The sequence below is a fragment of the Streptococcus anginosus genome (assembly GCF_900636475.1).
In the GTDB taxonomy this organism is placed as follows: domain Bacteria; phylum Bacillota; class Bacilli; order Lactobacillales; family Streptococcaceae; genus Streptococcus; species Streptococcus anginosus.
This window is the reverse complement of sequence record NZ_LR134283.1, coordinates 463485-476445: the sequence shown is the minus strand read 5'-3', so window position 1 is coordinate 476445 and position 12961 is coordinate 463485. Positions and strand designations below refer to the sequence as shown.

General features: G+C 40.4%; 12 protein-coding genes. 1 reads left to right on the top strand and 11 read right to left on the bottom strand.

Going from position 1 to position 12961, the window contains the following annotated elements; all coding sequences use genetic code 11:
- Positions 1-1287, bottom strand: a complete 1287-nt coding sequence (locus tag EL079_RS02350; RefSeq protein ID WP_004224861.1) for a homoserine dehydrogenase — start codon at positions 1285-1287, stop codon at positions 1-3.
- A 179-nt stretch (positions 1288-1466) separates the two neighbouring features.
- Between EL079_RS02350 and EL079_RS02345 the strand changes: the two genes are divergently transcribed.
- A complete protein-coding gene (locus tag EL079_RS02345; RefSeq protein ID WP_004224910.1) occupies positions 1467-2417 on the top strand; it encodes a polysaccharide deacetylase family protein in 951 nt (316 codons plus the stop codon).
- 32 nt (positions 2418-2449) lie between these two features.
- Here EL079_RS02345 and EL079_RS02340 read toward each other — a convergent pair whose 3' ends face one another.
- The 10 genes from EL079_RS02340 to EL079_RS02295 all read right to left on the bottom strand — a co-directional run bounded on the left by EL079_RS02340 (position 2450) and on the right by EL079_RS02295 (position 12960).
- On the bottom strand, positions 2450-2611 hold the full coding sequence (locus tag EL079_RS02340; RefSeq protein WP_003033070.1) for a hypothetical protein: 162 nt from the start codon (positions 2609-2611) through the stop codon (positions 2450-2452).
- Between the two features lie 14 nt (positions 2612-2625).
- The gene (gene obgE, locus EL079_RS02335) at positions 2626-3936 is read right to left on the bottom strand and encodes a GTPase ObgE (RefSeq protein WP_004224904.1); all 1311 of its coding nucleotides are present in this window, start codon (positions 3934-3936) and stop codon (positions 2626-2628) included.
- Positions 3937-3993: 57 nt separating this feature from the next.
- Positions 3994-4128, bottom strand: a complete 135-nt coding sequence (locus tag EL079_RS02330) for a DUF4044 domain-containing protein (protein ID WP_003024272.1) — start codon at positions 4126-4128, stop codon at positions 3994-3996.
- A gap of 143 nt (positions 4129-4271) precedes the next feature.
- Entirely contained in the window at positions 4272-5267 is a 996-nt protein-coding gene (galE, locus tag EL079_RS02325; RefSeq protein ID WP_003033068.1) for a UDP-glucose 4-epimerase GalE, read from the bottom strand.
- Between the two features lie 43 nt (positions 5268-5310).
- Positions 5311-6792 carry a UDP-glucose--hexose-1-phosphate uridylyltransferase gene (galT, locus tag EL079_RS02320; RefSeq protein WP_004224874.1) on the bottom strand — a complete coding sequence of 494 codons (1482 nt, stop codon included), beginning with the start codon at positions 6790-6792 and terminating at the stop codon, positions 5311-5313.
- Positions 6793-6864: 72 nt separating this feature from the next.
- Positions 6865-8043 (bottom strand): galactokinase, encoded by a 1179-nt coding sequence (locus EL079_RS02315; protein WP_004224880.1) that lies wholly within the window; start codon positions 8041-8043, stop codon positions 6865-6867.
- 273 nt (positions 8044-8316) lie between these two features.
- The gene (gene gtfA / locus EL079_RS02310) at positions 8317-9762 is read right to left on the bottom strand and encodes a sucrose phosphorylase (RefSeq protein ID WP_004224865.1); all 1446 of its coding nucleotides are present in this window, start codon (positions 9760-9762) and stop codon (positions 8317-8319) included.
- Between the two features lie 211 nt (positions 9763-9973).
- Positions 9974-10807 (bottom strand): carbohydrate ABC transporter permease, encoded by an 834-nt coding sequence (locus tag EL079_RS02305; RefSeq protein ID WP_004224864.1) that lies wholly within the window; start codon positions 10805-10807, stop codon positions 9974-9976.
- Positions 10808-10820: 13 nt separating this feature from the next.
- Positions 10821-11687, bottom strand: coding sequence for a carbohydrate ABC transporter permease (locus tag EL079_RS02300; protein WP_004224901.1), 867 nt, complete (start codon positions 11685-11687; stop codon positions 10821-10823).
- A gap of 13 nt (positions 11688-11700) precedes the next feature.
- Complete coding sequence (locus tag EL079_RS02295; protein WP_018543512.1) at positions 11701-12960, bottom strand: extracellular solute-binding protein; 1260 nt, start codon at positions 12958-12960, stop codon at positions 11701-11703.
- Position 12961 lies beyond the last annotated feature (1 nt).

Below are 12961 nucleotides of genomic sequence, written 5' to 3'. Positions count from 1 at the left end.
TTATTCTCCCAATACTTTGAAGGTGTTCAATAATTTAAAATCAGAAGTTGCCTGCAATTTTCGAGCGACATTTTCTAGCTGTATTTTATTGACAGCATGGGTAATAATTACGACTCGTGCGGTATTTCCGTCTGTTTCTTGTTGCAGAATTTGTTTAAAGGAGACATTTTCAGCATTAAAAATTTCTGCTAAGCGTAAAACTTGTCCTTTCGCATCAGGTGCCAATATCGAAAAGTAGTACGGGCTCTTACTATCTTCTGGTTTAGCCAGAACTAATTCACGCCGAAACTCATTAAAGGCTTTTCCAACGGTTCCTTCATTAATCCGTCGAACAATCCGAATAATATCTACAACAACACTTGTTGCGGTGGGTTTTTGTCCGGCACCTGGACCGTAATACATTGACTCACCAATACCGATAGATTCCACAAAGACTGCATTCATCACGCCATTCACACTAGCAAGAGGATGAGTTTTTGGTAAAAAGGTCGGTGTGACTTCTGCAGCGAGACCTGATTCCGTTTCTTCAATGGAACCAACTAATTTGACAACATAGCCTAATTGCTGCGCAACTGCTACATCTTCTGGTGTAATATTGCGAATGCCTTGGTGGGCGACATCTTCAAATTTAACCGTCATTCCAAAGGCAAATTGACTTAAAATAACCATTTTATATGCAGCATCAATTCCGTCCACATCATTGGTTGGGTCACTTTCTGCAAATCCAAGTCGCTGTGCTTCAGCAAGTGCCGCCTCATAAGACCAACCTTCTTCTACCATTTTGGTCATCATGAAGTTGGACGTTCCATTGACCACACCGAGAATACGCGTAATTTTATCAGAAGCTAGGGAATTAACAAGCGTGCGTAAAATCGGAATTCCTCCCGCTACTGCCGCTTCATAGTAAAGAGCCACCTTGTGTTTTGCAGCAATCTCAAGCAACTCAGCGCCATGAACTGCCAGCAAGTCTTTATTTGCAGTGACAACATGTTTACCTGCTTCTAACGCTTGAGTGATGAAAGTTTTTGCAGGTTCAATACGCCCCATCAATTCAACGACAATCGTTACTTCATTATCATTTACAATTTCATCAATCGTCGTGACAAAATTAAAATGATTTCCTGCTGCTAACAAGCGTTCTTTTTCAGCATCATCTTTTACCAATACTTTCGCAATTTCAATTTCTGAATGAGCTGCTTGCACAATCTTTTCACTATTTTCTTTCAATAAAAATGGAACACCACTAGCAACTGTCCCAAAACCAAGTAAAGCAATTTTAATAGACATGACTACTCCTTGAGCTTTTATTCTTTTTATTATAGCAAATAAACTCGTTTTTTTCTAGTAAGCAGACTTCAGGATTTTTATAAAAATAATAGAAATCTATTTTAAAAAAATTGTGAACGGTTAGTCAGAAATATGGTAAAATATACATAGTGATTTAAAAGTAAAAGGAGTTCCACATAATGGGAAAACATTCTGGTAATCGTTCTGTACGAAATCGTATTCGTAAGAGGAGACAACGGCGTGCTATTATAAGCTTCATCTTATTGGTTGTTCTAGTGATTGCAGGAACATTTATGTGGAAACGCTCTGGAACAAATCTGGCTAATAACCATACAAGAACTGCCACTTCACAAGTGAGAAAATCTTCTACTTCTCAAGCAACTACTAAAGAAACATCTGGATCTAGTGAAAAAGTAAGCAAAGTGAAATGGATAAGGCAAGATCAGCCTGTTAAATTCCCTATTTTGATGTACCATGCGATTCACAATATGGATCCTTCTGAAGCAGCAAATGCTGGTTTGATTGTCTCGCCTGAAACGTTTGAAAGTCATTTGAAAGCTCTAAAAGACGCTGGCTATTATACTCTCACGCCAAAGGAAGCCTATAAAGTTTTGACTGAAAATGTCCTTCCGAAAAATAAAAAAGTCGTTTGGTTGACCTTTGATGATAGTTTGAGAGATTTTTACACCAATGCTTTCCCACTTCTTCAAAAATACCAAATGCGGGCAACCAATAATGTCATTACTGGTTTTGTCGAAAATGGACGCGAGGATATGCTGACGCTTGAGCAAATCAAGGAAATGAAGCAAAAGGGAATGTCTTTTGAAGATCATACCGTTAATCATCCAGATTTATCCCTTGCAAATGCTGAAACACAAACGACAGAATTGCAAGTTTCTAAGCAATATCTAGATAGCAACCTCTCCCAAAATACAACGACGGTTGCTTATCCTTCAGGACGTTATAGTGAAACAACGACACAAATTGCTGAAAGCCTCGGCTATAAAATGGGATTGACAACCAACAACGGACTAGCTTCTCTTAATGACGGACTTTTAACCCTCAACCGTGTTCGTGTCAATCCAACAACGACTGCACAAGACTTATTAAATGAAATTGCTACAAATTAAAGAATAGGACTTGGCTCAAAAATGAGCAAGTCCTATTCTTTTTTCTTTTGTGCTAATTTCTCACGTTCCAAGCGAAATTTTCGGTTCGGATTGAGTTTGTTAAAAAGTTTTTCGAGTTTTTCTTCATTCCAAACGTCAGCTGCAGAAACGAAATTGCCATTTTTATCACGAAAGGATATTGGTTTATCACCCATAAAATCGCTCCTTTTTAGTCTACAAATTCAAATTCAAACTTGCCGATGCGAACTAAGTCACCATCCTTAGCACCACGCGCCCGCAATGCTTCATCTACCCCCATACCACGTAGTTGCCGTGCAAATTTCATGACAGCCTCCTCACGGTCAAAGTTCGTCATGGTAAAGAGTTTTTCCAACTTATCACCAGATAAAACCCAGGCAGCATCATCATCGCGTGAAATTTCAAAAGCTGGAGCATCTTCATCAAAGCCATAATAGGCTTCCTCTTCCATTTCAGACTCATCATAAAGCAGAAATTCAGGTGTTTTATCAAGCAATTCTGCAGTTGCATCCAAAAGCGTTGACAAGCCTTGTTTCGTCAAACTTGAAATTGGAAAAATCTGTGGCAGTTCATCAAATTCATCATAATTTGCTACTAATTTTTCTTTAAAGACTTTTAGATTCTCTGCACTTTCAGGCATATCCATTTTATTAGCGACAATAATCTGTGGACGCTCCATTAAGCGAAGATTGTAGGATTCCAATTCCTTATTGATAGCAAGATAATCCTCGTAAGGATCACGTCCTTCGCTAGCTGACATATCAATGACATGCAAGATGACACGAGTTCGCTCAATATGGCGAAGAAATTGTGTTCCAAGTCCTACACCTTGGCTGGCTCCTTCAATCAAGCCAGGCAGGTCTGCCACAGCAAAGGATTCACCGGACTGCGTCCGAACCATTCCAAGATTAGGTACAATAGTTGTGAAATGATAAGCGCCAATTTTCGGCTTAGCAGAAGTGATGACACTCAAAAGTGTGGATTTTCCAACAGACGGAAATCCAACCAAACCAACATCTGCCAAAATTTTCAGCTCCAACTGGAGTTCGCGTTCTTGACCCGGTTCACCATTTTCAGAAATTTCTGGTGCTGGATTTTTAGGCGTCGCAAAGCGAATATTGCCACGACCGCCACGACCGCCGTGAGCTACGACGAACTTTTGCCCATTTTCAATCAAGTCTGTCAGGATTTTCCCTGTTTCAGCATCACGAACGGTTGTCCCTTGTGGTACGTGAACAATCAAATCTTCTGCACCACGACCGTGCATTCCCTTGGTCATTCCCTTCTCACCAGACTGAGCCTTAAAATGACGATTGTAGCGAAAATCCATCAAAGTGCGAAGCCCTTCATCTACGACAAAAACAACATTGCCGCCACGACCACCGTCACCGCCCCAAGGTCCACCATTTGGGACATACTTTTCACGGCGGAAAGCTACCATGCCATCACCGCCATTGCCAGCCTTGACTTTTATCTTAGCTGTATCCAAAAACATACTCATATTTTTCTCTTCTCTCGTTTTTCACTCTAAAAAAACGCTCTTTCAAGCGTTTGAGGATTAGAAATTGCTCAAAGCACCAAGTGCACTTGCAAAGATTGCTCCAACCGTTACCAATAACATGATAACAACTACAATCAAAGTCAATTTTTCAAATCCTGTTTTTTTCCGTTGTCCATTATCACCAAAAGCCACGATATTACCTCTATGTATTTAATTTACTCTTCTAATTGTAACATGAAGAAGATAGTTTTTCAAATGATAGCTGAAATAAAAAGATTACAACTGAAAATTCCCACAAAGTAAAAATCCAACAGGTTTCCTGCTGGATTTCAATGTCAATCAGCGTAACCATTTGGATGGATCGAATGCCATTTCCAAGCTGTTTCGATAATCATCTCAATATTGTCAAATTTCGGTTGCCAACCCAAGACCTGACGTGCCTTGTCAGACGATGCAACAAGTGTATCCGGATCCCCTGGACGACGACCTGCGATTTCAAGTGGAATGGGGTGTCCTGTCACCTTTCGTGCTGCTTCAACGATTGCCAGATTAGAAAAACCAGTCGACGAGCCTAGATTAAAAGCTGAAGACTCATTGCCCTTTCGAAGGTAATCAACTGCCAAACTATGAGCATCTGCTAAATCGAACGGATGTACATAATCTCGAACATTTGTACCGTCTGGTGTATTGTAATCATCTCCGAAAATAGCAATCTTTTCTCGTTTTCCTTGAGCAACTTGAAGAACAATTGGTAAAAGATGTGTTTCCGGTCCGTGGTCCTCACCAATAGAACCGTCTGGTTTGGCACCAGCTACATTAAAATAACGCAAAGCCACAAACTTGATACCATAAGCCTGATCTGCCCACTTCATAATCGTTTCCATCATCAGTTTGCTTTCACCATAAGGATTGATTGGTTTTTGCGGTGTCGTTTCCAAAATAGGGATTTCTTCAGGGATACCATATGTTGCAGCAGTTGATGAAAAGACAATTTTCTTAACACCAACTTCATTCATGACTTCCAGAAGCGCAATCATACCAGCTGTATTGTTATCAAAATATTTAAGCGGATCTGTCATAGACTCTGCTACCAGCGAGAAAGCTGCAAAATGAATCACTGCATCAATATCAGGATGTTTTGAAAAGACACTTCTCATGAAATCCTTATCTGCCAAATCCCCTTTATAAAAAACAGCAGCTGGATGAACCGCAGCTCGGTGCCCTGTGACCAAACTATCTACAACGACGACTTCTTCCTGTCCTGCTTCAACCAATCGATCAACCATGTGGGAGCCGATATAACCAGCTCCTCCTAATACTAAAATTGCCATAACCATTCCTTCCTATTTTTTATATCATATCATAAAAAGGGCGCTATTTCTTAAGACCAACTGATTCAACGAAACGCATAAAGGCGATTTGACCTTCTTTTGTGTACTTGTAAACACCTGCATCTTCCAAGACACGTTTGAAAATCTGACCGACCGAAGCACGCACAATTGATTGAGCTGATTCTACCGTTATATTTGAATGGCTAGCTTTTAACTGTTCAGCCCACACTTGATGATAAGGAGCCACTTCTTTTATTTGCCCCAAAAGAAATTCTTCAACTTCTTTTAACTCATTTTTCAAACGAGATGGGAGAATTGCCAAGCCCATGACCTCAATCAAGCCGATATTTTCTTTCTTGATGTGTTGAACATCTTTATGCGGATGATAAATACCATCTGGATATTCTTTTGACGTTTGATTGTCCCGAAGAACCAAATCTAACTCAAACTTACCATTTTTTTGACGTGCTATTGGAGTAATCGTATGATGTAGTTCACCATTTGACTCAGCTAAAATCTGAACAGTCGGATCGGAGTAACTGCGCCATTTCTGTAAAATTTTATCCGCCAAATCTACCAATGCGGATTTATCAGTTGATTGCAACCTTAAAACCGACATGGGCCAGTTGACAATACCAGCTTCTACATTTTCAAAACCTGCAAAGATGAAAGTTTTGTCCAGCTCTGCCTTTTCCATAGGAAAAGTATGTCGTCCACCTTGATAATGGTCGTGAGTGAGAATGGAGCCTCCTACGATAGGAAGATCCGCATTGGAGCCTGCAAAATAACCTGGAAAAGTCTCTACAATGTCCAAAAGACGTTCAAAAGTAGCACGACTGATAGCCATAGGAGTATGCTTGCTATCTAAAAAGATACAATGCTCATTAAAATATGCATAGGGAGAATACTGAAAGCCCCATTCTCGTCCGGCTAAGTCAAAGCGGATAATTCGATGATTCGCTCGCGCCGGATGATCTAGCCGCCCTTGATACCCCTCATTTTCAAAACAAAGCTGGCAAGCTGGATAGTAGCTCGTCTTGGCTTTCTTAGCTGCTGCAATTTCCTTGGGATCTTTTTCTGGTTTAGAAAGGTTGATTGTAATCTCCAAATCACCATATTCAGTCGGTGTTTGATAGGCAATATTCTTAGTAATGGCTTTGACCTTGATATAATCATTGCGCTTACTAAGCTCATAAAAATCAGCAATAGCTCGTTCAGGATCTTGTTCATAAGTCTGCCAAAATTGCTGATTGAGCTGACTAGGTGCTGGCGTGACTAAATTCATCAACTCTGCCCCAAGAATATCCTGTTCTGCAAGAGTTGAGCCGATTTTTCCAACTGCTAAAGCAACTTCTAGTAAATCATCTTTGAGATCAATTAAGCTGGTTGCTGCTGTCTCTTGCTTTGCAGCCTCTTCTCCAACCAGACTCATGACGCGATTTGTCAAATAAATTCGGTCAATTTCTGTAAAAGAGCTATTTGCTATGACCTCTGTTACAAAGGCATTCAGTAAATTTCGTGCCATTGATTTTCCTTTCTTTTATAGAAAGGGCTGAAATCCTCGTCAGCCCTTATTACTATTATGTAAAACGCTCGCTTAATCCAACACACGGCTGCCACCAGCGATTTCAGCAATATAGAAGCTCGGTGCATAACCTACGACTTCTTCATATTTTTGCCCAACATTTTTTTGAAAAGCTTCCACTGCATCTTTGCGAACCAAAGCAATGGCACAACCGCCAAATCCTGCTCCTGTCATGCGAGCGCCCAGCACTCCTTCTTGCTCCCATGCAGTATGAGCCAAGGTATCTAACTCTAATCCTGTGACTTCATAATCATGTTCAAGTGAGACATGAGACGCATTCATTAAGCGACCGAATTTTTCCAGATTGCCAGCTTGCAAAGCAGCTTGAGCTTGAAGTGTCCGTTGATTTTCCAATACAGCGTGACGAGCACGTTTGAGTCGATTTTCATCTTGAATTAAGTAGCTGTATTCATCAAAATCCCACTCATTTAATTCACCCAAGGTTGCAATAGAGAGTTTTTGCTTTAATTCCTCGACTGCTTTTTCACACTCTGCACGGCGTTCATTGTACTTGGAGTCTGCTAGTTCACGACGCTTGTTTGTATTCATGATGACAACCATATTGTCTTTGAGATCAAGCGGTACCAAGTCGTATTCGAGCGTGTTCGTGTCTAAGTAAATTGCCCGTTGATCCGCTCCCATACCAATGGCAAACTGATCCATGATACCAGAGTTAACTCCGATAAATTCATTTTCTGTTTGTTTACCAATTTTTACTAAATCTAAACGTTCCAATTTTAAATCAAACAATTTCTCTGCAATAATTCCTGTCAATAGCTCTAAAGAGGCAGATGAAGAGAGACCTGAACCATTTGGAATATTCCCAAAGATATAGACGTCCATTCCTTTGTCAATGACATGCCCCGCTTTTTGCAATAAATGAAGTACCCCTTTTGGATAATTCGTCCAATTATGCTCTTTTTCAAAACGAAGATTTTCTAAAGGCACCTCAATAATCCCTTTGTCTTCAAAGTTCGCTGAATAAAAACGAAGTAAATTATCGTCACGCTTGCGCGCCGCTCCGTAAGTTCCCAGCGAAATAGCCGCAGGAAAAACGTGACCACCATTGTAGTCTGTATGCTCACCAATCAGGTTAATGCGTCCCGGTGAAAAAAATGTGTGATCTGCTTCTGCTCCGAAAATTGTTGCAAAGTCTGAACGCAATTGTTGAATTGAAAGAGTCGTTGACATAAAAGTCTCCTTTTGTAATCGTTTTATTTACTTCTATTATATCCCTTTAAGGAATGAAAATCAATAACTTTACTAAAATTTTACTCACCATTTTACTTTTTGTAAAAAATATATCCGAGAGTCAAAATCTTGCCTCATTTCTCTATACTCATCATATAAAGCTTGTCCAGATGATGCATCTGTCAAACTAAATCCAACTATATCAAAGAAAACCTTACAGCTGAATTAGTTTATAAGATACAGTTTTAGAAGTTCGAAAGTTTATTTTTATATCTATTCAAAGGTGACGGCCCGTCCGTTTTCTGTCGCACTGTAGGTCAGGTCCTTGAGATTGATGACCACTTGGGCTGTCACAGACTGGTCTGCATTGCTACGGACAATCCGGAGGCTATTTTCATCCAGTAGATTCACTTCAATAGTGCCATCTAGGTCAAAGGCAGCAGACTGGTTGCGGTAACTGAAAAGTTTGAGCAAGGCTTGCACAACTGGACGCTTGACTTCTTCAGCAATCTCCTCATTACTGTAATAATGACGGTTGATATTGCGGCCTTCCTTAGTGTTTTCTAGCAGCTCAAGGTCATTTTTCCCAGCTAAGAAACCAACATAATAGACCTGTGGAATTCCTGGAGCAAAAGCCTGAATCAGACGACTAATGAAGTACTTCTTGTCGTCATCGCCCAAGGCTGAATAGTAAGTCGAGTTAATCTGGTAAATGTCCAGATTATTGTACTCAGCTGAGGAATACTTACGCTTGACATTAGCCCCAACCTTATATAGTTCATTGGTTGCAAAGTCAATTTCTTTATCAGTCAGAATATCCTTAACATCAACAACCCCAATACCATCATGAGTATCCAGTGTTGTGAATTGCTTCATAGGACTCATCTCAAGCCACTTGACTAGACGCTCAGCTTTACCACTGTATAGAGAATAAAGAGTTACCATCGGCAGCGCAAAATCATAGACAAAGTAGCCATGCTCTGCAATCTTGAACTGGATAGAATAATGCTCATGAATTTCTGGTAAAATATCCGTCCCAAACTCAGCAGCTTGCTGCTGGACTTTTTCTAAGAGATCCCAGATTTCTGGCTCAACAAAGAAATCATTGGTATCTAACTTTTTGACTGCATAGGCAAATGCATCTAAACGAATCAGATCACAGCCATGCTCTGATAGTTGACGCAATGTTTTCTTGATGAAATCATTAGTTACCTGACTGCGAACATCTAGATCAATCTGCTCTTCACCAAAGGTGTTCCACAGATACTCGGTGCTTCCATCTGCAAAGACGATTTCCTGCTTAGGCGCCCGATCCTTACGTTTATAAATCAAATCAACATCAGCTTGCGTCGGACGATTTTCTGGCCAAAACTTATCCCAGCTGAGAAAGAGGTCACGATACTCACTCTGATCCTTCTTTTCCTGAAAATCCTTATAATACTTGGACTGGCGTGAAATGTGGTTAATCATAAAGTCAAACATGAGATAATATTTCTCGCCCAGCTTTACTACATCCTCCCAGTCACCAAAGGCTGAATCAACCTCTTCATAGTCTACTGGGGCGAATCCCCGGTCACCAGTTGATGGGAAGAAAGGAAGCAAATGCACTCCTCCAACCGCATCCCCAAAATGCTTTTCTAAATTGTCATATAAATCTTTTAAATTCTCCCCCAAGCTGTCTGAGTAAGTAATCAGCATGGTCTTATTTTGAATAGCCATAGTCTTCTCCTCTAAAATCTTGTCTTATATACTCTTTCCCGTGCGCTGAATAGAACACGCCCTAAGCTCTGTGCGAAAGATGAATCTTCCAAGATGCTGAAGCTTCTTTTTCAGATTCCCTATTTTCCACAGCCGTTACTAATTCTGTAGTTTACGGATGTGGTTGCCTTTGTATACATTGTGAGCTTTTTACAGTCTTTGTATCTTGAACTTACTTCACTGCTCCGTTGCTCATTCCAGCAATAATGTTGCGCTGGAAGATGAGATAGACGATAGTTATGGTGATAATCCCAACAACATAAGAAGCAAAGCTTGGTCCATAATCATTAAAGTATTGACCTGTGTAGTTATATTGGAAGAGTGGCAGAGTCCACATCTTGGAGTCTTTATTGAGTACCAAGAGAGGAAGCATGAAGTCATTCCAGAACCAGAGGGCATTGATAATCATGGTTGTCGCATGCATGGGTTTCATCATAGGAAAAATAATCTTAAAATAAGTTGTAAACTTTCCAGCACCGTCAATTTCTGCTGCCTCATCCAGACTGTCCGGAATGGAAATCTTAATGTAACCTACATAGAGAAAGAGAGTCTGTGGAACAGCGTAAGCCAGATAGAGGATAATTAATCCCCAAGTGTTAGCTAGACCTAGCTTACTCATCATAACTGTAATAGGAATCATGATAACTTGAAAAGGAACGAAAATCCCTAAAATCAAGAGCGTATACATAATACTAAAAGCTTTTCTCTTAGACATATTACGTGCTATAGAGTAAGCAGCCATGGGAATAAAAATCATGACAACAGCCAAAGATACAACCGTGATTACAATTGAATTCCAATAGTAGCCTCCGATACCATCAGCCAAAAGGCGTTGAAAATTCTCTAAGGTCGGTTGAGTCGGAAATCCGAAAAAATTATTAACGATGTCTTTGGTAGACTTAAAGGAACTAAATATTGTTGCTAAGAGTGGAATTAAAATGATAATAGATCCCAGTGTTAGCAAGATATATTTACTGAAATTAGCTTTTCTTTCTGCATTTTTCATCAGGTTTCTCCTCTTAGATTTCAAATTTCTTAGATACTCTCAACTGGATAATAGAAATAACCGCAATCAAGAGGAACAAGATAACTGCAATGGCATTGGCATAACCAAATTGATTGCTCTTAAAGGCATAGTTGTATACCAGAAGTCCTAGAGAGGTGGTCGCATTATTCGGACCGCCGCCTGTCATGGCAAAGACCTGGTCAAATGCTGTCAAACCACCTTTTAGAGCCAAGATAAATACCATGGAAACGCTTGGTAGGAGATAAGGAAGTTCCACCTTCCAAAAGATTTGTTTGCTACTAGCTCCATCAATTCGAGCTGCTTCTGTTATTTCAGCAGGAATTGACTGTAGACCAGCTAGAAAGATGATAATAGGCATAGCTACCCCTTGCCAAAGCAAGACGAAGATTGCTGCAAAGATTGCGCCACCATTTGTTCCTAGTAGGCTGGTTTTAAGAAATTCAATTCCTAAGGCATTCCCTATAGCTGGCAACCCGTAGTTAAAAAGTTGCTTAAAGATAAGAGCCACAGTCAATCCAGATAGGACAGCGGGGAAGAAAAACCAAGCTCGGAAGAAAGTTTTTCCCTTTATCTTCGAGTTGAGAGCTCGCGCTATCCAGATTCCCAGCATAATCTCACCAACCACCATACAAATAGTAATGATCAATGTAAATCCTATCGCGTTCATAAACTTAGGATCGCTCATGAGGAGCATAAAGTTATTGAGTCCGACAAACTTATAATTATAGGTCAAACCAGTCCAGTTTGTCAGGCTGTAGAAGGCACCCTGAAACATGGGCACATAAAAGAATACAGCCTGTAGTACAAGGGGAACTATGACAAAGAGCCAGCCCCAATATTTCTCAATCAATTTTTTCATAGTAGATCTACTCCTACTCTACGTCTGCTTTCATCGGATTGAAGAAGGCATTTAGTGCTTTCGCCATATCCTCTTTGTTTCCAGTTGTAATATAGTTCCCGGTCAAGGTATAAAAATCACTTTCACTGGTCCAGTCTTGAGCTAGCCAAACGAGGTGTCGGTCTGTAAATGCTAATTCAGCAAGACCAGCTAGCGGTGCATCTGAACCTGCTTCCTTGACACCTTCAATAGCTGTTGGTGAGCCGTCCACATCATAATATTTCTGCATAACTTCTGGACGTGACATATATTCAACAAAAGCATTGGCTTCTTTCTTGTGCTTACTACTTGACGAGATAGACCAAGCTAGGTCTCCCGCTCCAATGGTCAAGCTTTGTCCTTTTTGCTTTCCAGGGAAAGGGAAAGTTCCAACATTAAACTTAGGATCTTGCGCATTGATTGCTGTGATAGCCCAAGAACCATTTGGAGTCATCAGGGCATCGCCTCTAGCAAAGGCACCGACAACATCAGTATAGCCTGCTCCCTGCCAGTTGGTCTGCATGGCCCCTTTTTTGCGGAATAAATCTAACAGCCTGAAATCATCTTTAAGCACTGAATCTGAAGACTTGATGGCATTTGGCTTGGAAAAACGTAGGTAATCATTCGCTTCCTTACCACCTCCTGTAGAAGTGGCAAGAGCTAACTGATGATAACCATTCAAGGTCCAAGTATCTGCTCCTGCAATGGCAAAAGGTGTTTCCCCTTTTGCTATAATCTTATCAACTAATTCCTCAAATTCCTCCCAAGTCTCTGGAACTTTCAATCCCAGTTCTTTAAATTTATCTTTGTTGTAATAGATACCGTATGCATTAGCAGTATAAGGAATATTGTAAATCTTTCCATCTATCGCATATTTATCTGCGTAATGATTCTTAACTCGCTTAATATAGTCTTTGTCAGATAAATCTTCAAAGTACCCAGCCTTAGCCCATTCTTGCAATTCGATAGACTGGGGATAGATATTGACAACATCTGGGATATCTCCAGCCAGAACGCGCGTTTTGAGTACTTCCCCAGCATTAGGGACGTTTACCACTTTCACATGCACATTCGGATTTTCTTTTTCAAAGTCTTTAGCAATCTCACGAAGGGTATCAACCATTTCACCCTTTTGATTAAAGTACTCAATCGTTACCTTACCATCTGTCGACTCCCCTTGGTTGCCGCAAGCTGATAGACCCAGAAGGGTTAGTCCTGCTGTTACTAAGAGACCAATTTTTTTATACCATTTCATT

Coding starts and splice junctions, on each gene's coding strand:
- EL079_RS02350 (WP_004224861.1), bottom strand. CDS start 1,287: ATGTCTATTAAAATTGCTTTACTTGGTTTTGGGACAGTTGCTAGTGGT.
- EL079_RS02345 (WP_004224910.1), top strand. CDS start 1,467: ATGGGAAAACATTCTGGTAATCGTTCTGTACGAAATCGTATTCGTAAG.
- EL079_RS02340 (WP_003033070.1), bottom strand. CDS start 2,611: ATGGGTGATAAACCAATATCCTTTCGTGATAAAAATGGCAATTTCGTT.
- obgE (WP_004224904.1), bottom strand. CDS start 3,936: ATGAGTATGTTTTTGGATACAGCTAAGATAAAAGTCAAGGCTGGCAAT.
- galE (WP_003033068.1), bottom strand. CDS start 5,267: ATGGCAATTTTAGTATTAGGAGGAGCTGGTTATATCGGCTCCCACATG.
- galT (WP_004224874.1), bottom strand. CDS start 6,792: ATGGCACGAAATTTACTGAATGCCTTTGTAACAGAGGTCATAGCAAAT.
- EL079_RS02315 (WP_004224880.1), bottom strand. CDS start 8,043: ATGTCAACGACTCTTTCAATTCAACAATTGCGTTCAGACTTTGCAACA.
- gtfA (WP_004224865.1), bottom strand. CDS start 9,762: ATGGCTATTCAAAATAAGACCATGCTGATTACTTACTCAGACAGCTTG.
- EL079_RS02305 (WP_004224864.1), bottom strand. CDS start 10,807: ATGAAAAATGCAGAAAGAAAAGCTAATTTCAGTAAATATATCTTGCTA.
- EL079_RS02300 (WP_004224901.1), bottom strand. CDS start 11,687: ATGAAAAAATTGATTGAGAAATATTGGGGCTGGCTCTTTGTCATAGTT.
- EL079_RS02295 (WP_018543512.1), bottom strand. CDS start 12,960: ATGAAATGGTATAAAAAAATTGGTCTCTTAGTAACAGCAGGACTAACC.